18 protein-coding genes are annotated in these 21,974 nt (G+C 70.1%); 13 read left to right on the forward strand and 5 right to left on the reverse strand.

All coding sequences use genetic code 11. The features are described 5' to 3' along the window. The first annotated feature begins 209 nt into the window (after nucleotides 1-209). From ACYQPG_RS28840 to ACYQPG_RS28850, 3 genes are read left to right on the forward strand one after another with little or no spacing between them, the layout of a single operon-like run. Nucleotides 210-2,429, forward strand: a complete 2,220-nt coding sequence (locus ACYQPG_RS28840) for a TonB-dependent receptor (RefSeq protein ID WP_461232264.1) — start codon at nucleotides 210-212, stop codon at nucleotides 2,427-2,429. 3 nt (nucleotides 2,430-2,432) lie between these two features. Beyond that, nucleotides 2,433-2,795: a hypothetical protein gene (locus ACYQPG_RS28845; RefSeq protein ID WP_147907171.1), complete on the forward strand. Its 363-nt coding sequence runs from the start codon at nucleotides 2,433-2,435 to the stop codon at nucleotides 2,793-2,795. Further along, entirely contained in the window at nucleotides 2,792-4,045 is a 1,254-nt protein-coding gene (locus tag ACYQPG_RS28850) for an MFS transporter (protein WP_461232265.1), read from the forward strand. Before ACYQPG_RS28845 ends, ACYQPG_RS28850 begins: the two co-directional genes overlap by 4 nt. Here the strand turns inward: ACYQPG_RS28850 and ACYQPG_RS28855 are convergent. Further along, the gene (locus ACYQPG_RS28855; RefSeq protein WP_461232266.1) at nucleotides 4,030-5,226 is read right to left on the reverse strand and encodes an MFS transporter; all 1,197 of its coding nucleotides are present in this window, start codon (nucleotides 5,224-5,226) and stop codon (nucleotides 4,030-4,032) included. The genes ACYQPG_RS28850 and ACYQPG_RS28855 overlap by 16 nt on opposite strands. Before the next feature lie 224 nt (nucleotides 5,227-5,450). Here ACYQPG_RS28855 and ACYQPG_RS28860 point away from each other — a divergent pair, with 224 nt between their 5' ends. From ACYQPG_RS28860 to ACYQPG_RS28880, 5 genes are all read left to right on the forward strand, one after another. Further along, nucleotides 5,451-7,193, forward strand: a complete 1,743-nt coding sequence (locus tag ACYQPG_RS28860) for an IucA/IucC family protein (protein ID WP_461232267.1) — start codon at nucleotides 5,451-5,453, stop codon at nucleotides 7,191-7,193. Continuing rightward, on the forward strand, nucleotides 7,190-8,275 hold the full coding sequence (locus ACYQPG_RS28865) for a GNAT family N-acetyltransferase (protein ID WP_461232268.1): 1,086 nt from the start codon (nucleotides 7,190-7,192) through the stop codon (nucleotides 8,273-8,275). The genes ACYQPG_RS28860 and ACYQPG_RS28865 overlap by 4 nt, the downstream gene beginning before the upstream one ends. After that, nucleotides 8,272-10,128, forward strand: coding sequence for an IucA/IucC family protein (locus ACYQPG_RS28870; protein WP_461232269.1), 1,857 nt, complete (start codon nucleotides 8,272-8,274; stop codon nucleotides 10,126-10,128). The genes ACYQPG_RS28865 and ACYQPG_RS28870 overlap by 4 nt, the downstream gene beginning before the upstream one ends. Then, entirely contained in the window at nucleotides 10,125-11,435 is a 1,311-nt protein-coding gene (locus ACYQPG_RS28875) for a lysine N(6)-hydroxylase/L-ornithine N(5)-oxygenase family protein (protein WP_461232270.1), read from the forward strand. Before ACYQPG_RS28870 ends, ACYQPG_RS28875 begins: the two co-directional genes overlap by 4 nt. Before the next feature lie 200 nt (nucleotides 11,436-11,635). Beyond that, on the forward strand, nucleotides 11,636-11,923 hold the full coding sequence (locus ACYQPG_RS28880) for an MTH1187 family thiamine-binding protein (protein WP_092043425.1): 288 nt from the start codon (nucleotides 11,636-11,638) through the stop codon (nucleotides 11,921-11,923). Nucleotides 11,924-12,044: 121 nt separating this feature from the next. Here ACYQPG_RS28880 and ACYQPG_RS28885 read toward each other — a convergent pair whose 3' ends face one another. Continuing rightward, nucleotides 12,045-12,218, reverse strand: a complete 174-nt coding sequence (locus ACYQPG_RS28885; RefSeq protein ID WP_147907165.1) for a metallothionein — start codon at nucleotides 12,216-12,218, stop codon at nucleotides 12,045-12,047. Nucleotides 12,219-12,374: 156 nt separating this feature from the next. Here ACYQPG_RS28885 and ACYQPG_RS28890 point away from each other — a divergent pair, with 156 nt between their 5' ends. Together ACYQPG_RS28890 and ACYQPG_RS28895 are read left to right on the forward strand one after the other, a co-directional pair. Further along, nucleotides 12,375-14,693 (forward strand): FdhF/YdeP family oxidoreductase, encoded by a 2,319-nt coding sequence (locus ACYQPG_RS28890; protein WP_461232272.1) that lies wholly within the window; start codon nucleotides 12,375-12,377, stop codon nucleotides 14,691-14,693. A gap of 48 nt (nucleotides 14,694-14,741) precedes the next feature. After that, entirely contained in the window at nucleotides 14,742-16,088 is a 1,347-nt protein-coding gene (locus ACYQPG_RS28895) for a pentapeptide repeat-containing protein (RefSeq protein WP_419830831.1), read from the forward strand. Nucleotides 16,089-16,093: 5 nt separating this feature from the next. Here the strand turns inward: ACYQPG_RS28895 and ACYQPG_RS28900 are convergent, their stop codons facing one another. After that, nucleotides 16,094-16,564: a MarR family winged helix-turn-helix transcriptional regulator gene (locus tag ACYQPG_RS28900; RefSeq protein WP_147907162.1), complete on the reverse strand. Its 471-nt coding sequence runs from the start codon at nucleotides 16,562-16,564 to the stop codon at nucleotides 16,094-16,096. 114 nt (nucleotides 16,565-16,678) lie between these two features. After that, a complete protein-coding gene (gene selA, locus ACYQPG_RS28905) occupies nucleotides 16,679-18,136 on the reverse strand; it encodes an L-seryl-tRNA(Sec) selenium transferase (RefSeq protein ID WP_461232273.1) in 1,458 nt (485 codons plus the stop codon). A gap of 224 nt (nucleotides 18,137-18,360) precedes the next feature. Here selA and ACYQPG_RS28910 point away from each other — a divergent pair, with 224 nt between their 5' ends. The 3 genes from ACYQPG_RS28910 to ACYQPG_RS28920 all read left to right on the forward strand — a co-directional run bounded on the left by ACYQPG_RS28910 (nucleotide 18,361) and on the right by ACYQPG_RS28920 (nucleotide 21,164). After that, entirely contained in the window at nucleotides 18,361-19,374 is a 1,014-nt protein-coding gene (locus tag ACYQPG_RS28910) for an SDR family oxidoreductase (protein WP_461232274.1), read from the forward strand. Continuing rightward, the gene (locus ACYQPG_RS28915; protein WP_461232275.1) at nucleotides 19,375-20,319 is read left to right on the forward strand and encodes an alpha/beta fold hydrolase; all 945 of its coding nucleotides are present in this window, start codon (nucleotides 19,375-19,377) and stop codon (nucleotides 20,317-20,319) included. A 509-nt stretch (nucleotides 20,320-20,828) separates the two neighbouring features. After that, nucleotides 20,829-21,164, forward strand: a complete 336-nt coding sequence (locus ACYQPG_RS28920; protein ID WP_461232276.1) for a PadR family transcriptional regulator — start codon at nucleotides 20,829-20,831, stop codon at nucleotides 21,162-21,164. Here the strand turns inward: ACYQPG_RS28920 and ACYQPG_RS28925 are convergent. Beyond that, nucleotides 21,158-21,970, reverse strand: a complete 813-nt coding sequence (locus ACYQPG_RS28925; protein ID WP_461232277.1) for a sulfurtransferase — start codon at nucleotides 21,968-21,970, stop codon at nucleotides 21,158-21,160. The genes ACYQPG_RS28920 and ACYQPG_RS28925 overlap by 7 nt on opposite strands. Nucleotides 21,971-21,974 lie beyond the last annotated feature (4 nt).

Here is a 21,974-nt window from a genome sequence, read left to right on the forward strand (position 1 = left end):
CGAAATCACCATGCTAGAGCCGCCTAGACATGTCGAGACTTTAGGCATCTTCAACCGAACGTGTCGGCGCCCAAAGTCGCGATGATCTTAAATTAGACAAGTTTTAAACTGGCTGGCCGTCGATTTCTGGCGTTCTTTACACGTCGGACCCGGCCCGGCGGTCGTGGAAGGCGTTCCGACGCGGAATCGCAGGGGTGGGTCTGACAATCATGCGTACCATTCGTCTCGTCGCGATCCTCGGTGCGGGGACCGCCCTGGCCGGGCCGGCCCGGGCCGAGACCGCCGCACCCGTGGTCGCCCTCGACGAAATCTCCGTGACGGCCACCCGCGCGCCGCGCCGGATCGAGGACGTGCCGCAGAGCGTCCAGGTCGTCGATCGCGACCAGATCCGCCAGCAGCTCGCTCTGACCTCGAGCCCCTCGGCGGTGCTTTCGAAGCTGGTGCCGGGCTTCTCTGTGCCGAACGGCACGATCTCCAGCGCCTCCGAGAGCTTCCGGGGCCGCAACCTCCTGGTGCTGATCGACGGCGTGCCCGTGAACACGCCGCTGCGCGACGTCTCGCGCATCCTCAACCTGATCGACCTTAATTCGGTGGAGCGGATCGAGGTGGTGGCCGGCGCCTCCAGCCTCTACAGCGCGGGCGCGACCGGCGGCACCGTCAACTTCATCACCCGGCGCCCGACGGACGGGGCTCCGGTCGTCACCGTCAACACGGCGATCCGGACCTTCACGGCCGACCCGGTTCACGGCGTCGCGCCCGAGACCTCGATCAGTGTGACCGGCAAGGTGCCGGACGGCGTCGATTACGCGTTCACCGGCTCCGGTCGGTTCGCCACCCGCACCTTCGACGGGAAGGGCCGGGAATTGCCCTCCGACGGTCAGCTCGGCCAGGGCGGTGCCGACCGCTTCCAGCTCGGCAACATCAACCTGCGGCTCGGATACGACCTCGATCTCACCAAGCGCGTCGAGTTCGGCCTCACTCAGATCCTGCTCAACCAGGATCCGCGCTACCTGACGGATTACAGCGGTTCCTTCGCCCGGCCCGACTACGCGCGAAGCTATATCGGCCTGCCGGTCGCCGAGGATACGCGCTCACTCTATTTGCGCTATACGGATCGGGATACGCCTCTTGGCAGTTTCTCGATCCTCGGTTTCTATAACGACATCAACAAGCGCTTCAATTATTCGCAATTCGCCTATCCAGCAAACCCGTTCGTCACCTACTCGTTCATCCCCACCGCGCCCACCAGCCTGGCCAACCAGACTGCGCTCGCGACCGAGCGCGGCGGCATCAACCTCACCCTCGATACAGACCTGAGCGCCCTCTTGCCCGGGCTGAAGGTGACCTGGGGCTCCGACATAATCTCGGAATCGACCCGACAGCGGGCGCGGGACGGCAGCGACGTGTTCACGCCCCTGCAGCAGAACAGCTACGCCGGCTTCGCCCTGCTCCAGCTGCCCATCGGCGAGCGGCTGACCGTGCGTGCCGGCATGCGCTACGAGCACTTCGACCTCGACGTTGCAGGCTTCACCCGGCCGACGACCTTCGCGGCCAGCGCGGCGCGCAACGCGCTGGGCTACTCGACCTTCGTGCTGCCGGCCCTCAACGTCACCGGCGGCACGTTCTCCTACTCGGCCCCGACCTTCAACGCCGGCGCGACCTTCAACCTGCTGCCGGGCATCGACCTCTACGGCGGCTTCAGCCAGGGCTACGCGCTCGCCGATATCGGTGCGTTCACGCGCCGGGCCGGGCTGTCCCTCGCCTATGCCTGCCCGATCACCCGTCCGTTCTGCCTGCCGGCGGGCACCACCATCGCGTATTCCAGCATCGCCCCGCAGGCGCAGATCGTGAACTCCTACGATTTCGGCGTCCGCGGCCGGAGCGGGATCTTCTCCGGGAGCCTGGGCGGGTTCGTGTCGACCTCCGACGACGGCACGACGTTCGACCCGCTCACCAACAAGCTGAGCCAGCAGAAGGAGATGATCTACGGGGTCGAGTTCACCGGGAACGCGCAGGTCACGGAGCAACTGAATCTCGGCACCGTGCTCGGCTACCGCGAGGGCCGCTACGACACCAACAAGGACGGGCGCCTCGACAGCTACCTGCCGAACAACCGCATCGGCGCCCCCTTCCACGGCACGCTCTCGGGGACCTACCTGTTCGCGAACGGCGTCTCGCTCCGGGTCGAGGGTGAGGGCTTCAGCGGCCGCGACGCCCGCATCGACCTCATCGGCACCCGCTTCCGCTTGAAGGACGCCTTCACGGTGAACGCCGCCGTCGGCGCGCCCCTGGCCGGAGGCGAGCTCTACGCCTCCGTCGACAACCTGTTCGACCGCGCCTACTGGAATCCGACCGCGACCTCGGTGCGCAACCTAACCGTCTTCGGGCTCGGGCGCACCGTCACCGTCGGCTACCGCAGGACCTTCTGAGGGATGGTCGCCCTCGAAGAGACCGACGACCTCCTGGTCCTGCGCTATCTCGGCCCGACCGAGCCGGGCGACGAGACCGCCTACCTCGAGGCCCTGGAGCAGGTGGGCGCACGGACCGAACCGTTCGCCCTGATCCTGCTGCTCGGCGGCGTCGGCAAGCTTTCGGCGGCCTCCGAGAAGGCGCAGGCCCTCTGGTTCAAGCGGACGCGCGCCGACCTCGAGCGGCACTGCCGCGGCCTCGTGATCGTGCGGCCGGGCTTCGAGGAGGCGGGCGCCGATGTGTTCCGCCGGCTCTGGAACTTCCCGATCGCGATCGCCCCGGACGAGCCCGCCGCCCGAGCCTCCGCGCGGGCCTACCTGACATGAGCGCAGCCTCCTCGGCCCCCGCCGCCGTGACCGTTCCGCCCGACGGGCGGCACGAGCGGTTCTCGCTCTTCGCGGTGCTCGCCGCCCTCTACATGGCGCAGGCGATCCCCTCCTACCTGATCGCCGCCGCACTCCCGCCGATCATGCGCGAGGCCGGCGTGTCCCGGGCGGCGATCGGCTATCTGAGCCTCCTGTTCCTGCCCCTCGTGCTGAAGTTCCTCTGGGCGCCGCTGATCGACCGGGTGCGGCCCTTCGCGCGGGCGCACCGGGCGGGGTGGGTGGTGATGACCCAGGTCGGCGTGATCGGCTGCATCCTCGCGATGCTGCCGCTCGGGCCCACCAACGTGCCCGGGATCATCGGCGTCGGCTTCCTCGCCGCGCTGCTGATCGCGACGCAGGACATCGCCACGGACGGCTACGCCGTGAAGCGGCTGCGGCCGGAGGATCGCGCCATCGGCAACGCCATACAGGGCGGCTCGGTCGCCCTCGGGGTTGTGGTCGGCGGGACGCTGAGCCTCGTCCTCTACCATCATGTCGGCTGGACCGGGATGCTGCTGAGCGCGGCGGCCTTCTCCGTGCCGCCGCTGCTGGCCGCCTTCGCCATGCGCGAGGGTGCGCCCGAGACCGGCGCCACCGCGCCACGGCCCTCGATCCGGGCCTTCCTGCGGCGGCCGGAGGTGCACACCATCCTGTGGGTCGCGCTCACCTACCGGGTGAGCGAGGGGCTCGTGAAGGCCATGGAGGGCGCCTACCTGGTCGATGCGGGCGTTCCCCTCGACAAGATCGGCTACCTGTCCGGCGTCTCGGCGATGACCGCGGGGCTCGCCGGCTCCGGCATCGCGGCGCTGCTGGTCCGCCGCTACGGCACGGCCGCGACCCTCGGGCTGCTGGGCGGGCTGCGGACCCTCTGCTTCGCCCTGTTCACGGCGCACGCCTTCGGGGCCGTGGTCGGCCTGTGGCCGCTGTTCGGCGCGGCGGGGTTCCAGACCCTGATCCGCTACATGGAGATCGTGGCGCTCTACAGCCTGTTCATGGCGGTGTCCTCGGCGGAACAGCCGGGCACGGACTTCACGATCCTCGCCTGCGCGCAGCTCGTGGTCTACCTCGTCGGCTCGCTGATCTCGGGCAAGCTCGCCGACCTCCTCGGCTACGGCGCCCTGTTTGGGCTCGCGACGCTCCTGTCCGGCCTCGCCACGGTGGCGACCGTCCGGCTGCTCGGGACGGGCCGCGCCAGTCAGGCCACCGGATGACGGGGATCGCCCGGGCGCAGCCGCGCGGCGGCAACGATCAGGGCAAGGCCCAAGGCCGCGCAGGTCCAGAACGGCAGCGCGGGCGCGATCCGGAACGCCGCTCCGCCGCACAGGGCTCCAATCCCCTGGCCGAGCACATGGACGCTCGCGAGCCAGCCGGCAGCCGCGGCCTGGGCGTGCCCGGGCACCTGGGCGACCAGGGCGGCGGTGTAATGCGGGGTCGCCAGGGCAATGCCGGCGCCCACCACGACCGTCCCGAGCACGGCGACCCAGGCGGCGGGAGCACAGGCGATCACGCCTGCACCCGCGGCGAAGCCCGCAAGCCCGACGCCGAGATTGCTCCGCAGGTTCGGGCCGAGGCGCGGCACCAGGACGAGTTGCGTCAGGATCATCGTCACCGCGACGAGCGCGAAGGTCGCGCCCGCAAGACCCGCAGCGCCCGCCGCGTCGAGGCCGTAGCGCTGCTGCAGGAACAAGCCGAGCACGATCTGGATCTGGCCGAGGCCAAGGGTCAGGGCGAAGCCGATCCCCATGAGCGGCGCGGCCGCGCGCAGAACGCGGCCGCGATGCGCTCCCGCCGGCCTGGCGCCAGGGCTGACGCCCGGGAGGTCGGGCGCCGCCAGCAGGAGCAGCGGGCTCGCCGCCAGAGCCACCAGGGGCACGGCCGTCCCGAACACCCCGACGCCCATCGCCAGCGAGCCGAGGATGCGCCCTGCCGACAGACCGGCACCGAGCCGACCGAGCGCCGCCGGGCGCGCCGTTTCCGCCACCGACCCCAGCACGGCGGCCTGGGCATGCGGCATCACCCCGGCGGCCCCCGCCCCATAGGCGATCCGCGAGGCGACGAGCAGCACCAGGGCTCCAGCGACGGGCAGAGCCGGCACCGTCAGGGCCAGAGCGAACAGGCCGTGGCCGAGCGCCATCAGGGCGGCGAGGGCCGCGAACAGCCGGCGCAGACGCCAACCGATCCCCGCATTCCCCCAGGCCGGCGCGCAGACCAAGAATGCGACCGCCCCGGCGAAGGCGACGCCCCCCATCGCGACCGCGTCGAGCCCGGTGCGCTCGGCCACCACGGGGACAAGGGCGAGCACGGCCGATTGTCCGAACCCCACCGAGGCCGCGGCGAGGGATAGCCGCCCGGTTGCTCCAGCCCCGGGAGCGCGCGCATCGATCCGAACCATGACACCTCCGTCCGCGCACGGATCTTATTGACTCGATAACCGGCGTGGCAATCGCCAAATCGTATTTTTAAAACAATTCTATAGTATTGATTGACCATTGCATCTCGTTTTGCTTTTGCATATTGCCAATTCCGCGAGATGAAGAGGGTCGTATGGTTGAAGCCGACATCTCATGTGCCGACGTTGCTTCTCAGGTATCGGCGCGCAGCTTCCTGAACTGCCTGATGCGAGAATGGGCCGGCTGGACTCTGGCGATCGCCGAGCCGCGCGAGGACGATCCGACGCGTCGCACGGTGCGCATTCCGCTGCCGAGCCGGGCTTCAGTGATCGAGATCGCGGTCACCCATGTCTCGTCCGTCGGCCAGCACATGTTCAGGCTGCCGTTTCGCGAGCTGCGCACGGGCGAGCCGCCCCGCATCATGGCCTTCGCAGCGTTCGCGGCAGCGGTCGCGAACGAACCGGCCATCGTCGGACCGGCCGCCCCGCAGGCCGCGCCGACCTTCCTGCGACGCCTTTTTCAGAGCCTCGCCACCATCGAGGACATCCTCGTCCGCGCCCCGGCACCGGGCATCTTCCTGAGCCGCGACCCGAGCTTCCGCGAAGCCGAGCGCGCGCTCCGGTTCGGCCATTCCGTGCACCCGACCCCGCGCAGCCGGGACGAGTTCACGCTGGCCGATTCCCGCGCCTTCGCGCCGGAATACGGTCGGGGCTTTCCCTTGCGCTGGTGGTCGGCCGCGCCGGAGGCGGTCGTCCAGGGTTCCTCGCGGGCTATGAGCGCGGCGGACCTCTGCGCGGGCCTCGCCGCGGAGGATCCCGGCTTCGATCCGACGATCCTTGCCGCGTGCGAGGGCCGCGTGCTCCTGCCGGTCCATCCCTGGCAGGCCGCCCGGCTCGCGCTCGATCCCGAGATCGACGTCCTGTTCCGCGCAGGCCGCCTGCGCGACCACGGCCATGCCGGCGGGCCCTGGTACGCGACCACATCGCTGCGCAGCCTCTACGCACCCGGTGCGCGCTTCATGCTCAAGCATTCGCTGAGCCTCAGGCTCACCAACTCGCTGCGCCTCATCAAGAGCGTCGAGTGCGCGCGCGGCCTCGTCGTAGATGGGGTGCTGAACGGCCCGGTCGGCGACGAGATCGCCGCGCGCTGGCCGTGCTTCCACGTCCTCGGCGAGCCGGCCTATCTCGCGCTGCGTGGCGCCGATGGAGGCGTGCTGCCGCAGACGCTCGTGGCGCTGCGCGATAACCCGTTCCGCGGGGCGGACGAGCGGCCGGCCGCAGTGCTGGCCGCTCTCTGCGAGATCTATCCCGACGGGCGGGGCAGCGGGCTAGCCGACACGATCCTGCGCATCGCCGGCCGCGAGAGCGCAGAGGGAGCCGGCGCGGTCGAGACCGTCGCCCTACGCTGGTTCGAGCGCTTCCTCGCCGTCACGGTTGGGCCGATCCTCGAGATCCAGTGCGCGCTCGGCCTGCTGTTCGGCGCGCACCAGCAGAACCTGGTCCTCGAACTCGCGGATGGCTGGCCGGTCAGAACCTACTTCCGCGACTGCCAAGGTACGGGTTTCGTGCGTGAATTCCTTCCGGCCCTCCGCGAGGCCGCCCCTGGGCTCGACCTCGAGGCCGGGCACCTCCTGACCTCCGCGGAGGCTGCGCGGATCATGGCCTACTACCTCGTGGTCAACAGCGTCTTCGCCGTCATCGGAGCCATCGGCATTGCCGGACTAGCGCCGGAGGACGCCCTCACCGGGGCCATGCGCCGCTTCATCGAAGCGCTCGCGGGGAAGGATCTCCGGGACAAGACCTGCCTGCGCCTGCTGCTCGATGCCCCGGCCCTGGGCAGCAAGGGCAACTTCCAGATCTGCTTCCGCAACCTCAATGAGAACACCGACGTGACCGACCCTCTGGCGAGCTACGTGGACCTTCCGAACCCGCTCGCGGCTCCGTCCGCCCGGGCAGGCGCCAAGCCATGACGGTGCGTGCCCGCATCGAAGCCGCAACCGGGACGGCGCTGAACGGCTGGACCGGGACGAGCCGCCACTGGGCCGCCACCGGCGACGATCTCGTGATCGAAAGCCTGCCGTCCGATGCCGGCACGGCCCGGCTGCTCGTATCGCGCAGCGACAACCGGATCGCGGAGGCTGAACTGCGCGACGATGCGGACGAAGCCTTCCTGGCGCTCAACGGCTCGGTCGGCCGTCATCCCGCCGACGCTCCGGTGGTGGCGGCCCTGGTCGAGGCCGCGTTCCAGCGGTGCCCGGAGGCCGGGCTTCTGCGTGTCGCCGGCCTCGGCAACGCGGCGTCCCTGCGCGCCCTGGCGGCGACGACTGAGGGTGATCCGGCCGCGCCCGACGCGGTCGTGGAGCGAGCGTCCTTCTACCAGCTCCCCCTGCTCTGGCTGACGGCCGGAACGCGGGCCGCCTACCCGCTGATCCGCTCTCAGATCGGGCCGCAGGATCGGCTGCCACCCCTGCGACCGCCGCAGCCGAACGGCTCGTTCTACCGGCGCTGGCTGCCGCATCTCGGCACGACCCTGTCGCTTCGCGCCATCGACCGGCGGCACGATCTCGGCCTGTTCCATGGCTGGATGAACCAGAAGCGCGTCGCCTATTACTGGGAACTCGCGCAGAGCGAGGCGGACCTGGACCGCTACCTCGCCGACCAGGAGGACGACCCGCACCTGTTCGGGGTGATCGGCAGCTTCGACGACGTGCCGGTCGGCTATTTCGAGTTCTATTGGGCCAAGGAGGATCGGCTCGGGCCCTATTACGACGCCGAGGATTTCGACCGCGGCTGGCACGGGCTGATCGGCAATGTCGCGCACCTGGGAAGGCCGAAGACCCTCGCCTGGTTCAGGGCCATCACGCACTACCTCTTCCTCGACGAGCCCCGTACCGGGCGGATCATGGGCGAGCCGCGGGCCACGCATCGCAAGATGCTGAGCTATTGCGGGGATGCGGCCTACGAGACGCTGAAGGAGTTCGACTTCCCCCACAAGCGCGCGGCCCTGGTCTGCTGCGAGCGCGAGCGCTTCTTCCGCGAGGTTCCCCTGTGAGCGTCGGACCGTTGCCGAGCGGCGCGGCCGTGACGGCGCCGTTCTGGCTCGATCTCAATCGTGCGCTCATCGCGAAGACGATCTCCGAACTGGCGTTCGAGGAGGCGTTCACACCCGAGCCGACGGACCGGGCCGGAACGCAGTGGCTGCTGCGCCTCGACGGCGGGATCGCCTACCGCTTCGCGGCCGAGCGCCGGATCTGGGGCAACCTCGCGATCGATCCGGCCAGCCTGTTCCGCATCGCGGGCACCCGGGTGACCCCGGCCGACGACGCGGCCGGGTTCCTGGTGGATGCGAGCCGGACGCTGGAGATCGAGCCCGCCACCCTCTGCGCCTATGCGGCGGAAGTGCTGAGCACCCTCACGGCCGATACCCGCATCGCGGCGATCGGCCGGGACATGACCGGGCCGGATCTCCTCGCTCTGAGCGACCGGGTCCTGCAGGCCTATCTCGACGGCCACCCGAAGGCCCCCGCCAGCAAGGGGCGGATCGGCTGGGGTCTGGCCGACTACGAGGCCTACGCGCCGGAATTCCAACCCGAGATCCAGTTGTTTTGGGTCGCGGCGGACCGGACCGCCTGCCGCCTCAGCCTGGAGCCCGGCCTCGCCGAGGCGGACCTCCTGGCCGACGCCCTCGACGGGCCGGAACGGGCGCGCCTGGCGCAGGCCTGCGCCGCACGCGGGGCCGATCCCGCGACCCATCTGCTCGTGCCGGTCCATCCCTGGCAGTGGGACAACAAGATCGCCCTGCATTTCGCAGGCGAGATCGCGGCCGGGCGCCTCGTTCCCCTGGGGACCTTCGGCCGCGGCTACCGGCCCCAGCAATCGCTGCGGACGCTCGCCTGCGCGGATGCAGACGGCCGCCTGGACGTGAAACTGGCGCTCACGATCCTCAACACCTCCGCCTGGCGGGGCGTGCCGGGCAAGTACATGGATATCGGGCCGGCCTTCTCAACCTGGCTGGCGGACAAGGCCGCGCGCGATCCGGCGCTCGCCGGCACCGTGATCCTGCGGGAACGCGCAGGCGCCTTCTATCCGCACCCCGTCTACGAGCGGATCGCGGATGCGCCCTACCAGTACCGTGAGATGCTGGGCGTGATCTGGCGGGAGGGCATTGCCGGCCGCCTCGGACCCGGCCGATCCGCCCTCATGATGGGCGCGCTGCTGAAGGCGGATGCCGCGGGCCGCCCGCTCGTGTCCAGCCTGATCGCCCGCTCCGGCCTCGCCCCGGAGGCGTGGCTGGAGCGGCTGTTCGATCACGTGGCCGTCCCGCTCTACCACTTCCTCTGCCGCTACGGCGTCGGCTTCATCGCCCACGGCCAGAACGTGACGCTGATCCTGGAGGGCGGCGTGCCCTGTGGCGTCGCCCTGAAGGACTTCCAGGGGGACGCCGATCTCGTGGACCAAGACTTCCCCGAGGCCGCAGACCTGCCGGAAGGCGTGCGCGAGACCCTTCTGCGGCGGCCGGCCGCGCACCTGCTGCAGCACCTGCAGACCGGCCATTTCGCCAGTCTGCTGCGCTTCGTCTCGGATGCGCTTCTGCGCAGCGACGGCCTTCCCGAGGCCGCCTTCTACGGAGCGCTCGCGCGGGTTTTGCGCCGCTACCATGCACGGCACCCCGACCTCGCCGACCGGTTCCGCCAGTTCGAGCTGTTCGCGCCGACCGTGCCGCGGATCTGCATCAACCGCGTCCGGCTCAGCCTCGGCTACGGCGATTCCAATCTGCGACCGGTGCCGCGGCTCGGCAGTCCGCTGATCAACCCGCTCCATCGCGCGGAGGCCTCCATCCCCCGGGAGGCCGGTACCGGGCACGACGACAGGGCAGGCATACAGGCAGGAGCCCGCGCATCATGAGCGACCACCCCCTCGACCTCGCCGGCATCGGAATCGGCCCGTTCAATCTGAGCCTCGCGGCGCAGCTCGACGCGGTCGGCGACCTCGACGCGCAGTTCTTCGACCGCGCACCGGCCTTCGACTGGCACCCGGGCATGATGCTTCCGGACGTCGCGCTGCAGACCTCCTTCCTCAAGGACCTCGTCACGGCGGTGAACCCGACGAGTCCCTGGAGCTTCCTGGCCTACCTCGTGGCCCAGAAACGCTTCTACGAGTTCCTCAACGCCGAGTTCGAGGCGGTGCCGCGCCGGGAATTCGCGCAGTACCTCGCCTGGGTCGCGGCCCGGCTGCCGAGCCTGAGCTTCGGCACCGCGATCCGTGAGGTCCGCTTCGAAGGACGCGACTTTCGCCTCGACGGCGACCGGGGGACCGTGCGGGCGCGCAACCTGGCCCTCGGCGTCGGACTGCAGCCGAGCCTGCCCGCCTTTGCGGAGAAGCTCGACCCGCGCGACCACGTCCACAGCTCTCAGGTCGCCTTCGCCCTCGATCGGTTCGCAGGCCGGCGGGTGGCGGTGATCGGCGGCGGGCAGAGCGGCGCCGAGATCGTGCTGAACCTGTTGAACCGGGGATCGGACGCGCCGGCCGCCGTTACCTGGATCAGCCGCCGCCCGAATTTCCAGCCGATCGACGCAACCCCGTTCACGAACGAGCTGTTCACGCCCGGCTACGTCGAGAGCTTCCACACCCTGCCGGATGCCCGCCGCCGCTCCACGGTGGCACGCCAGAAGCTCGCCGGCGACGGCATCTCGGGCGCGACCCTGCAGGCGATCTATCGGCGCCTCTACAACCTGCGGCACCTCGCCGAGACCCCCCTCGCCACGAGCCTGCTGCCGCACCGCACCGTGCTCGATGTCGACCGGGTCGGCGGCTACCGTCTCATCATGCGCAACGGCTTCGACGGAGGCATCGAGGTTGCGCATGCCGATTTCGTCATCCTGGCCACCGGCTACCGATACGCGCTGCCAGCCTGCCTCGATCCGCTGCGGGACCGCCTCGTCCTCGACGCGGACGGCCGGCCCGAGATCGGTTCCGACTTCGCCGCGATCTGGGACGGTCCGGCGGGCCACCGGCTCTTCGTCCTCAACGGCGGCCTCGTGAGCCACGGCATCGCGGAGCCGCAGCTCAGCCTCATGGCCTGGCGCAGCGGTGTCATCGTCAACGCCTTGGCAGGACGCACGATCTTCGAGACCAACCCGCCGTCGCCACCCCTGGCTTGGTCGACGTCACACCCCAAGCAGATGTCTCACGAACGCGACGGCCGCCCTTAGAGCTGCTCCCGATCGCGGTGCAATCGGGGACGGCTCTCAGTCCTTCATGCAACGCGCCCGCTTACGCCGCCCCGGGATACGGCGTGGCGGCCTGGCCGCACCGTCCGCCCGGTCGGGCGCCGTCTTCGTGATATCGTACGCGCCCGCCACCCGGCCGCGTCCCGCGATCCGGAGCGCTCCGACCTTTGGAAAGCATCGCCATGAAGGTATCCGCCGACCTGTGCATCGTGCCGATGGGCGTCGGTCCGTCGGTCTCGCCTTACGTGCGTGAGATCAAGGCGATCATCGAGGCGAGCGGCCTGACCGCCACGATGCACCCCAACGGCACCAATATCGAAGCCGAGCTATCGGAGGTCTGCGCGCTGGCGGAACGCTGCGAGGCCAGGCTCGCCGAACTCGGCGTCGAGCGGACCTTCTTCACGCTGATCTTCTCGACCCGCCGGGACAAGGAGCAGTCCATGGCCGACAAGCTCGCGGCCGTTTCCTGACGGGGTGGATCTCTGTCCGCCGGAGCGGATACCGGTTCGGCGGACAGCGGGCGCATCGGATTAGGGACCGCGCCCCGAAGCGTTGCGCGGCGGTGGTCCCGTCCGCGCGGAGGCGAGCGGCTCAGCCGTGGCAGGCGCAGCCGGCATGCTCGCAGCCGGCGTGATCCTTGTGGCCGTCGGCGCACTCGTCACAGCAATAGGCCTTGCCGTCCCGCGACACCGCCTTGGTCAATTGGACCACGCACACGCAGTCCTGACAGGCGCATTTCACCATCTCAACGTCGACGCTGGCCATCAAATTCTCCTGGGACGAGTCTTTCGCCGGCCCAGGGTAGCGCCGCGGGACCCGGGACGGAAGCCGATCGACGCCGCGGTGACGCGCCCGTGATCCGACCCGCATCCTCGCGCGTTCCCCTCGGTCCGGACGCTGGCGTGCCGGGAGGAGGACGGCATGACCGACCAGAACACCGGCGACGTACGGATCGAACCCTACGACGGCCCGGCAGGCGGCTGGGGCTCCGCCCGCTCCCTCGTGGAGATCCTGACCCGCGAGGGCGTACCGGTCACCGGCTCGGCGATGCTGCTCAAGCACAACAAGCCGGACGGCTACATGTGCACGTCCTGCGCCTGGGCGAAGCCGGCCAAGCCCCTGGCCTTCGAGTATTGCGAGAACGGCGCCAAGGCGACGGCTTGGGAACAGACCCGTCGCCGGGCGACCCCGGACTTTTTCGCCGCCCACACCGTCACCGAGCTGCTCGGCTGGAGCGACTATGCCCTGGAGGAGCAGGGCCGCCTCACCCATCCGATGCGCTACGATCCCGAGACCGACCGGTACCGGCCCGTCCCGTGGACGGAGGCCTTCGCGGAGATCGGACGGGAGCTGAAGGCGCTGCGCGACGAGGATCCGACATCGGCGGTGTTCTACGCCTCCGGGCGGGCCTCGCTCGAAACGAGCTACATGTGGGCGCTGTTCGCCCGGCTCTACGGCAACAACAACCTGCCCGACTCGTCCAACATGTGCCACGAGCCGACCTCGGTGGCGCTACCGCAATCGATCGGCGCGCCAGTCGGCACGGTGCTGCTGGAGGATTTCGAGACCACCGACCTGATCTTCTTCTTCGGCCAGAATGTCGGCTCGAACGCGCCCCGGATGCTCCACCCGCTCCAGGAAGCCCGGCGTCGGGGCGCGCAGATCATCACCTTCAACCCGCTGCGCGAGCGCGGGCTCGAGCGCTTCACCAACCCGCAATCGCCGGTGGAGATGCTGACGCGCTCGGCGACCAAGATCTCGACGCAGTATCACCAGGTGAAGGCCGGGGGCGACCTCGCGGCGCTGACCGGCCTGTGCAAGTCCCTGCTCGCGATGGACCGGGAGGCCACCGCATCGGGCCGACCCGCCATTCTCGACCACGCCTTCATCGCCGAGCACACCCACGGCTTCGCGGAGTTCGTGGCGTTCTGCGATCGGGAGGATTGGGCCGCGATCGAGCGTCGCTCCGGTCTCACGCGCCCGGCCCTCGAAGCCGCGGCCGGGGCCTACGCCCGCGCCAAGGCGGTGATCGGCATCTACGGGATGGGGCTGACCCAGCACCGCAAGGGCACCGAGACGGTGCGGATGCTGGTGAACCTGCTGCTCCTGCGCGGCAATATCGGCAAGCCCGGGGCCGGGATCTGCCCGGTGCGCGGCCACTCGAACGTGCAGGGCCAGCGCACGGTCGGGATTACCGAGAAGCCGGAGCTGGCGCCGCTCGACAGGCTCAAAGAGCTGTACGACTTCGAGCCCCCGCGGGAGAAGGGCCTGAACACCGTCGAGACCTGCGAGGGCATCCTGGACGGCAGCGTCCGAGCCTTCGTCAGCCTCGGCGGCAACTTCCTGCGGGCGATCCCCGATACCGGGCGGATGGAGCCTGCTTGGCGCCGACAGCGCCTCACCGTTCAGATCTCGACCAAGCTGAACCGCTCGCACCTGGTGAACGGGGACGTGGCCTACATCCTCCCGTGCCTCGGCCGCATCGAGATCGACCAGCAGGCGACCGGCCCACAGGCGGTCTCGATGGAGGATTCGACCGCGCGCTTCCACGGCTCCCGGGGCGTGTCTGACCCGGTCGGCCCGGAGGTGCGCTCCGAGCCCTGGATCGTCGCCGAGATCGCCAAGGCGACGGTGCCGCCGAACCCGCGGATCGACTGGGATGCGTGGGTCGCCGATTACGGCCGGGTGCGCGACGCCATCGAGGCGACCTACCCCAAGGTGTTCCACGACTTGAACGGGCAGATGTTCCGGCCCGGCGGGATCACCAAGCCGCTGGGCGCCCGCGACCGGAAGTGGGAGACCGAGACCGGCAAGGCGAATTTCGCCGTCCCCGCGGGGCTGGAGGCCGATCCCGACCTGCCGAAGCATGGGCCCGACGTGCTCGACCTGATCACGTTGCGCTCGAACGACCAGTTCAACACCACGGTCTACGGGTACGACGACCGCTTCCGCGGCGTGAAGGGCACCCGCGACATCCTGTTCATGAACCGGGCCGACATCGCCCGGCTCGGGCTGAAGGATGGCGGCTCCGTCGATGTCGAAGCGGTGGCCGGCGACCAGGTCGAGCGCCGCGTCGGCGGCCTGCGGGTTATCGCCTACGATATCCCCCAGGGGAATTGCGGCGGCTATTATCCGGAACTGAACGTGCTGTTGCCCCTGTGGCATCACGACGAGCAGTCCAAGACGCCGGCCGCCAAGGCCATCACGGTGCGGGTCAGCGCTGCGATGCCGACGACCTGAGCCCGCGGGGATCTGGCGCGCCGCCGTTCTCTCCGGCAAAGAGCCGGGATGGATCAGGTCACGCCCCGAAACGTGGAGCCGCGCCTGCGCGGTCTCCTGGACCTGATCGCCTCCGGCACGCCCGTGTGCGAGCCGGGCCTCGATCTCGCGCATGTCGACGCCGGCGCGCGGGCGCTGACCGAACTGGATGCGGCAAGGGCCGACCCTGAATCCGGCGGCCTGTCCTTGGCGGGGTCGGATTTGTCCCGCGCCCGGATGGAGGAGGCCGACCTGTCCGGCGCGAACCTGCGCCGGGCGAGCCTCACCGGGGCGGTCGGGCGGTCGACCCGCTTCGTCGGGGCGATCCTGGAGGAGGCCGACCTGTCCGAGGCCGACCTCTCGGGCGCGGATTTCGCCGGCATCGTGGCGGGCCAGGTCAAGCTGTCCGCCGCCATGCTGGAGGATGCCCGCTTCGGGCAGGCGGCGATGCGCTTCGCGGACCTGTCGGGGGCACTCCTCGACGGGGCCAACTTCACGGATGCCGACCTCTGGGGCGCCGACTTTTCCGGTGCCGACGCGGACGACACGGTGTTCCGCAACGCGCGGCTCGACGAGGCCAAGCTCGCCGACGCCAACCTCACCCACGCGGATTTCGAGGGCGCCAGCCTGGCCAAGGCGACGCTGGCGGGATCGCGCCTGCGCGGCGCCAAGTTCACCGGGGCGAAGCTGGACGGCGCAGACCTATCCGGCGCCGACCTTTCGGACACCGATCTCGTCCGGCTCAACCTCGCCACCTGCCGGCTGCGGCACGCACGCTTCGCGGGCGCTTGGCTCAACGGCACCCGGATGAGCGTCGAGCAGCTCGGCGGTGCAGTCGGCGAGGAGGTGGCGGGCGCCTACGAGCTGGCGCAGGCGAGCTACCTCGCCCTGGAGCAGAACTGGAAGAGCATCGGCAGCCACGATGCGGCCAGCTGGGCCTACAAGCGCGGTCGCCGCATGGGCCGTGTCCATGCCGGGCAACAGGCACGCGCCGCCTGGGCCGAGCGGGACGGGGCTGGCATCCTGCGCCACGGCTACCGCTGGACCGCAGACCGCTTCGTCGAGTGGCTGTGCGATTACGGCGAGAGCCTGTCGCGCATCGCCCGGGCCTTCGCGCTCCTGATCGTCGTATTTGCGGGCCTCTATGGCCTGACCGGCGGCCTGATCGTGCTGGAGGGTCCCGAGGCGGGACCGACCTACAACCCGATCGATCTGATGAGCTACAGCGCGCTCAACATGATGACGGCCAACCCACCGGAGATCGGCCTGAAGCCGACCGGACGGGTGACCAACCTGCTCGTCGGCCTCGAAGGCGCGGCCGGGATCATCCTGATGGGTCTCTACGGCTTCGTGCTGGGCAACCGCCTCCGCCGGTGAGCGCGTCAGTCGTTGACGCTCAGACGCTCGATCAGGGCGCCGAGATCCCTGCGCAAGGCGCGGATCTCGGGCTCGCTGAGGTCCAGCTGACACATCACGCTCTCGCGCACCGTGACCGCCTCCGAACGGAGCGCAGCGCCCCGGGGCGTCAGGGCGATCTCGACCTCGCGCTCGTCGGATTGACGCCGCGTCCGAGCCAGGAAGCCCGCGCTCTCCAGGCGTTTCAGAACCGGAGTCAGCGTGCCGGAATCGAGCCGCAGCCGCCGGCCGATCTCCGAGACCGTCACGCCGTCCTGCTCCCACAGCACCAGCAGCACGAGATATTGCGGATAGGTCAGGCCGAGCCGCTCCAGAAGCGGCCGGTAAGACTTCGTCATCCGGTGCGCGGCCGCGTAGAGCGCGTAGCAAAGCTGGTTATCGAGCAGGAGCGGATCTGTTGCCTGCTCCGCCTCGATCGTGTCCACAGAATACGACATGTTGCTCGCCCATCGCGGTCCGGGTGCCGCTTGTCTCGCACCGCGACCGCGGGTTGGCCCTTCTAGCATAACACGCTCAGCGTGCGTGCAAGCTCCCGCTCCACGCCCGGTTTCTCAACAACTCCGGACGCCCGACGCTCCGTCACCTGACGATGACATGTTCGATAGGCTGTTCAGCAGCCCGGCCTCGTCCTCGAGGGTCCGCAGGTCGAGCACGACGGCATCGCCGCTGATGCGGCCGATCACCGGCACCGGCAAGGCGCGCAGGCGCTCGGCGAGGCGCTTGCAGCGCCCTCCGGCGCCGCGGCGCCCGCCCGCACCATCCGGCACCAGCACCAGGGCGGCGCTGGGCAAGGTCTCCACCGGCAGCGCTCCGGACCCGATCTGGCTGATGCACGCATCGACCGAGACCGTGGCCCAGCCGGACAGCCGCTCGGCAACCGCCGGCGCGAGGGCCCGGGCCTGCGCGTCGATCGCCGCGCGCGGTCGGGTGAGCAGCCGCAGGGTCGGCAGTTCCTCGGCCAGCCGCTCGGGATGCAGGTAGAGCCGCAGGACCGCCTCCAGGGCCGCGTAGGTCATCTTGTCCACCCGCAGCGCCCGCTTCAGCGGGTTCTTGCGCACCCGGGCGATCAGGTCCTTCCGTCCGGCCACGATCCCGCATTGGACGGCGCCGAGCAGCTTGTCGCCGCTGAAGGTCACGACGTCGGCGCGCGCCAACGCGGCCCGGACGGTGGGCTCGGGGGGCAGGCCGTAGGCCGCGAGGTCGACGAGGCTGCCGCTGCCGAGATCCTCCGCCAGCGGCACGCCCTGTTCCCGGCAGAGGGCGTGGAGCGCGACCGGATCCGCCTCGGCGGTGAAGCCGGTGATCGCGTAGTTGCTCGGATGCACCTTCATGACCAGGCCGGTGCGCGGGCCCAGGGCTTCGGCGAAGTCGCTCAGATGGGTCCGGTTGGTGGTGCCGACCTCGCGCAGGCGGCACCCGGCACGGACCATCACGTCGGGCACCCGGAACGAGCCGCCGATCTCCACCAGCTCGCCGCGCGAGACCACCACCTCCTTGCGCATCGCCAAGGCGTTCAGCACCAGCAGGACCGCGGCGGCGTTGTTGTTGACGACCACAGCGGCCTCGGCCCCGGTCAGGCGGCAGATCAAATCCTCGACGTGGTCGTCGCGCTCGCCCCGGGTCCCGGTGGCGAGATCGAATTCGAGGTTGCTCGCCTGCACCATCACGGCGGCCACGGCCTCGGCGGCGGAGCGCGGCAGGAGCGCCCGGCCGAGATTGGTGTGCAGAACCGTGCCGGTGAGGTTGAAGACCGGCCGCAGGGACGCGCGCCGCTCGGCCGCAAGATTTCGCGCGACCGCCTCACGGATCGCCGCCTCGTCCGGCACGGCGCCTCCCTCCGCGCGGATCCCGGCGAGGACGACCCGCACGCCCGCCGTGACGGCCGTGCGCCCGTAGGCGGCGAGCAGCTCCTCCGAGGCGGCGCCGACCAGACGTTCCACCGAGGGGATCCGGCGCGGAGTCGGCTGCGCGTCGTCGGGGGTCGGGCAGGCTGTCGCTGAGGATGTCATGGTCCGGAGAGAGATAAGGATGCCCGCGCCGAGGACTACCCCGGAGCGCCGCACGCGATCCCTGCAGGATCGGCACCAAATCGACCGGGCGACGGCGAGGCCTGCGACGCGATCACCTCCGGCCAAGCCGGAACCGTACGCACCGCCGGGCGACTAACCTCATGCGCGTGACCGCGCCGGCGCTACATGGCCGGTCGCGCGGATCGCAGATGTGGGGAAGAGCGATGAAGCACAAGCCGCTCAGCGAGCAGGTCGTGGTGATCACCGGCGCATCGTCCGGCATCGGCCTCGCGACCGCCCGGATGGCGGCCGAGGGCGGTGCCCGGGTCGTGCTGGCCGCCCGCAGCGGCGAGGCCTTGGCCCGGATCCAGGCGGAGATCGAGGGCGTCGGCGGCAAGGCGCTCCACGTCGTCGCCGATGTCGGCAACCGGGCCGAAGTCCAGGCGATCGCCGATCAGGCGATCGCGACGTTCGGCGGCTTCGACACCTGGGTGAACGTCGCGGGCGGGTCGATCTACGGCCGCCTTCGCGAGATCAGCGACGAAGACCATCAACGCCTGATCCAGACCAATCTCTGGGGCACCGTCTACGGGTCCCTGGTCGCCGTGGAGCACCTGAACAAGCAGGGCGGCGCACTGATCAACGTCGGCAGCATCGCGTCCGATCTCGCCTTCCCGTTCCAGGGCATGTACGCGGCCTCCAAGCATGCCGTGAAGGGCTTCACCGACGCCCTGCGCATGGAGCTCATGGTCGAGGACGCGCCGATCTCGGTGACGCTGATCAAGCCGGCCTCGATCGACACCCCCCTGCCCCAGCGCGCGCGCAACTACATGGACCGGGAGCCGAGCCTGCCGCCGCCGATCTACCCGCCCGAGGAGGTCGCGAACGCGATCCTGCACGCGGCCGTGCACCCGCAGCGCGACATCTTCGTCGGCGGTGCCGGCAAGGCGTTCGTGGCCGGCAAGGAATTCGCCCCGGGCGCCTACGATTACATGGCCCCGACGATCGTCGCGATGCAGAAGCGCGGCATCCCGCCCCGTGACCCGTCCGGCGCCCTGCACGCGCCGGTCTCGGCCGGCCTCACGCGCGGCGACCCACCGGTCTACGTGATGCGCACGAGCGCCTACACGCGGGCGAGCCTGCACCCGCTGGCCACGGCGGCCGGTCTGCTCGGGGTCGGCACGGTAGCGGCGCTGGCCCTGCTCGGATCGGCCCCCAGCCGCAGGAAGCGCCTGTAATTGGCTCCGGCTGCGGTCCCCCTCCCCGGCCCGGCCCTACCGTCGCCGGACGAGCGGGCTGATCCCCGGATCGTTCCACGCCGGTTCGTGCGCCTCCCGGACGACCGAACCATCGCGTATGCCGAAATCGGCAGCGGCCCCGACCTCGTGGCGATCCACGGCACGCTGATGTGCCTGGAAGACCAGTGGCTCGGCCCGGTGCCGGCACTCGCCCAGCATTTCCGCGTGGTCGCCGTCGACCGCCCCGGCCATGGGTTCAGCCTGCGCCCGCGCGGATCCGGCGCCGACATCTGGGATCAGGCCAGGCAGATCCGGGACGCGATGCAGCGGCTGGGCCTGAAGCGGCCGGTGATCCTAGGCCACTCGTTCGGTGGCGCAATCGCCCTCTCCTACGGGATGCTCTACCCGGACGAGATCGCCGGCATCGTCTCCCTGGCCCCAATCTGCTTCCCGGAGGTGCGCCTCGAACAGATTCTGTTCGGACCGCGGGCGCTGCCGTTCGGCGGGGATTTCGTCACCCGGGCCCTGAGCGCCTCGAGCGATCCGGCCCTGCTGCCGCTGCTGTGGCACGCGATGTTCCTGCCCCAGGCGATGCCACAGCGGTTCCGCACCGACTTTCCGTTCGCGCTGGCCAGTCGGGCCGCGCAGATCACCGCCGAGGGCGAGGATGCCGGCTGGCTCTGGCCGGCCCTGACACGCAGTGTGATGCGCTACCCGAGCCTGCGGGTTCCCACCCGCATCCTCTGCGGCGGCGCCGACATCGTGGTGAACCCATACCTGCACGGGGCCACCGCCGCCCGGATGATCCCGGGGGCGACCTTCGAGTTGCTGCCCGGTCTGGGTCATATGTTCCCGCACATCGACGCTGCCGCGGTCGTCCGGGCGGCTCGGTCAATCGGGGGTGGGGGCCTCAGCCGGGGCCGCGATCACTCAGGAGCCCGGTGACGCTGGTGGGCGGTGACGGGCTCGAACCGCCGACCCTCTCCGTGTAAAGGATTGGTGTTCCCGCTCCGTACAGCGCTGCCCCTACGCGAACCTGCCGTAGCAGGCCTTTTCGAGCCCCCGAACGCCGTAGTTTCCGGAGAATAACCGGAGACCTGTTCGACTCACGTTCCGGCCTCCTCTCCGCCTAGTGTTCGAAATCTGACGCTTGGTACCCGCCGCGAGGGGCTGCGTCCGACCCTTCACAGACCCTCGGGAAGTCCGCTTCTTGGCAGCGTGATGGACGACCTACGGCCGCCGTGGGTGGGTTCGTGACGGTCTGCTTCTGAGCGCCAAAGCATAGAAGCGGACGGTACCAGCTAGGTCGCGCGCCTGCTCGGGTCGTCAGGCCTGCACCTTGCAATGACCGGAGTTACGATAAGCGGGCCTATTGCCATGCACTTACGAACACCGGATCTCGGCATCGGTTTTTCCCTTTTGCAGGGCCCGCCCATGCTCCACAACAAAGGAGTATGGAACACCAGGACCTTTTGGCCGGCTTCGTCCGGCTGCACATCCTGCATCACGCGGCCGAGGGTGACCTCTACGGCCAGTGGATGATCCAGGAGCTGGGCCGGCATGGCTACAAACTCAGCGCCGGGACCCTCTACCCGATGCTGCACGCCATGGAGCGCCGGGGGTACTTGACCTCAAGGACAGAACGGGCTGGCCGCAGCCAGCGGCGGATCTACCGCGCGACGCCGTTGGGCTGCGATGCCCTCGCCCTGGCGCGCGAGCGCATGCGCGAGTTGTTCCACGAGGTGCTGCCGCGCGAGGAGCACGACAGTGGCAGCACCTCGCATCAGTGACCGTCGCCATCCCTCACGATGGGACAGCTCTCGTCCTCCGCCCAGTCGGAGAAGCTGAGGTAGTAGGAGTCCACCTGGGTGAAGCCGGCCTGCACGGCGGCCAGGGCGGCGAGCGCCGCGCGCCCGCCGCCGTCGCAGTGGGTGACGATCCGCTCACCCGGCCGGAAGCCGGCGCGCTCCAGCATGGCGCGCAGTTCCGCGGCAGGCCTCAGGCGGCCTTCTGCCGTCAGCAGGTCGGTATGGCCAACGCGCCGCGCCCCGGGTAGATGGCCCCCGCGCGCGTTCTTGCGCAAGTCGTCGCCGGTGAACTCGGCGGCCGTGCGGGCGTCGAAGATCTGTGTGCCACCGTCGAGCCGGTCCCGGAGCTCGTGGCGGGTGACCAAGCCGACAGGCCCGTGGCTGGTCGGCGCTGGATCAAGGGTCGCCGGTGTCGGCAGCATCGGCGTACTGTCCATACGGGCGCCGGGCCGGGCGGCCAGGGCCGGCCAGCCGCCGTCGAGCACCGCGGCCGGCACCCTGAAGTGCTGTAGGATGAACCACACGCGTGCGGCCTCGGTCATCCGACCGTCGTCGTAGACCGCCACGGGCCGCCGACCGTCGACCCCGAGGCTGCCGATCAGAGCGCGCCAGTGCCCGTCCTCGGACAGGTCGGTGTCCATCCGCTTGGCGGCCGCCTCCCAGTCGGAGACCGGCACGCGCACCGCACCCTGCCAGTGGCCTTGCCCGTAATCGTCCTCGGTGCGGGCATCGAGCACCAGCCAGGAGGGGTCGAGGGCGGCCGGGTCGAGCAAGGCTGACTGAGGCATGGCG

This window comes from Methylobacterium sp. CM6246, from assembly GCF_054818005.1.

Bases quoted from the DNA above. Each gene is read 5' to 3' on its own strand.
- ACYQPG_RS28895 (WP_419830831.1), top strand. From the start codon at position 14,742: ATGGATCAGGTCACGCCCCGAAACGTGGAGCCGCGCCTGCGCGGTCTC.
- ACYQPG_RS28855 (WP_461232266.1), bottom strand. From the start codon at position 5,226: ATGGTTCGGATCGATGCGCGCGCTCCCGGGGCTGGAGCAACCGGGCGG.
- ACYQPG_RS28860 (WP_461232267.1), top strand. From the start codon at position 5,451: ATGCGAGAATGGGCCGGCTGGACTCTGGCGATCGCCGAGCCGCGCGAG.
- ACYQPG_RS28875 (WP_461232270.1), top strand. From the start codon at position 10,125: ATGAGCGACCACCCCCTCGACCTCGCCGGCATCGGAATCGGCCCGTTC.
- ACYQPG_RS28920 (WP_461232276.1), top strand. From the start codon at position 20,829: ATGGAACACCAGGACCTTTTGGCCGGCTTCGTCCGGCTGCACATCCTG.
- selA (WP_461232273.1), bottom strand. From the start codon at position 18,136: ATGACATCCTCAGCGACAGCCTGCCCGACCCCCGACGACGCGCAGCCG.
- ACYQPG_RS28850 (WP_461232265.1), top strand. From the start codon at position 2,792: ATGAGCGCAGCCTCCTCGGCCCCCGCCGCCGTGACCGTTCCGCCCGAC.
- ACYQPG_RS28865 (WP_461232268.1), top strand. From the start codon at position 7,190: ATGACGGTGCGTGCCCGCATCGAAGCCGCAACCGGGACGGCGCTGAAC.
- ACYQPG_RS28845 (WP_147907171.1), top strand. From the start codon at position 2,433: ATGGTCGCCCTCGAAGAGACCGACGACCTCCTGGTCCTGCGCTATCTC.
- ACYQPG_RS28910 (WP_461232274.1), top strand. From the start codon at position 18,361: ATGAAGCACAAGCCGCTCAGCGAGCAGGTCGTGGTGATCACCGGCGCA.
- ACYQPG_RS28885 (WP_147907165.1), bottom strand. From the start codon at position 12,218: ATGGCCAGCGTCGACGTTGAGATGGTGAAATGCGCCTGTCAGGACTGC.
- ACYQPG_RS28880 (WP_092043425.1), top strand. From the start codon at position 11,636: ATGAAGGTATCCGCCGACCTGTGCATCGTGCCGATGGGCGTCGGTCCG.
- ACYQPG_RS28925 (WP_461232277.1), bottom strand. From the start codon at position 21,970: ATGCCTCAGTCAGCCTTGCTCGACCCGGCCGCCCTCGACCCCTCCTGG.
- ACYQPG_RS28840 (WP_461232264.1), top strand. From the start codon at position 210: ATGCGTACCATTCGTCTCGTCGCGATCCTCGGTGCGGGGACCGCCCTG.
- ACYQPG_RS28900 (WP_147907162.1), bottom strand. From the start codon at position 16,564: ATGTCGTATTCTGTGGACACGATCGAGGCGGAGCAGGCAACAGATCCG.
- ACYQPG_RS28890 (WP_461232272.1), top strand. From the start codon at position 12,375: ATGACCGACCAGAACACCGGCGACGTACGGATCGAACCCTACGACGGC.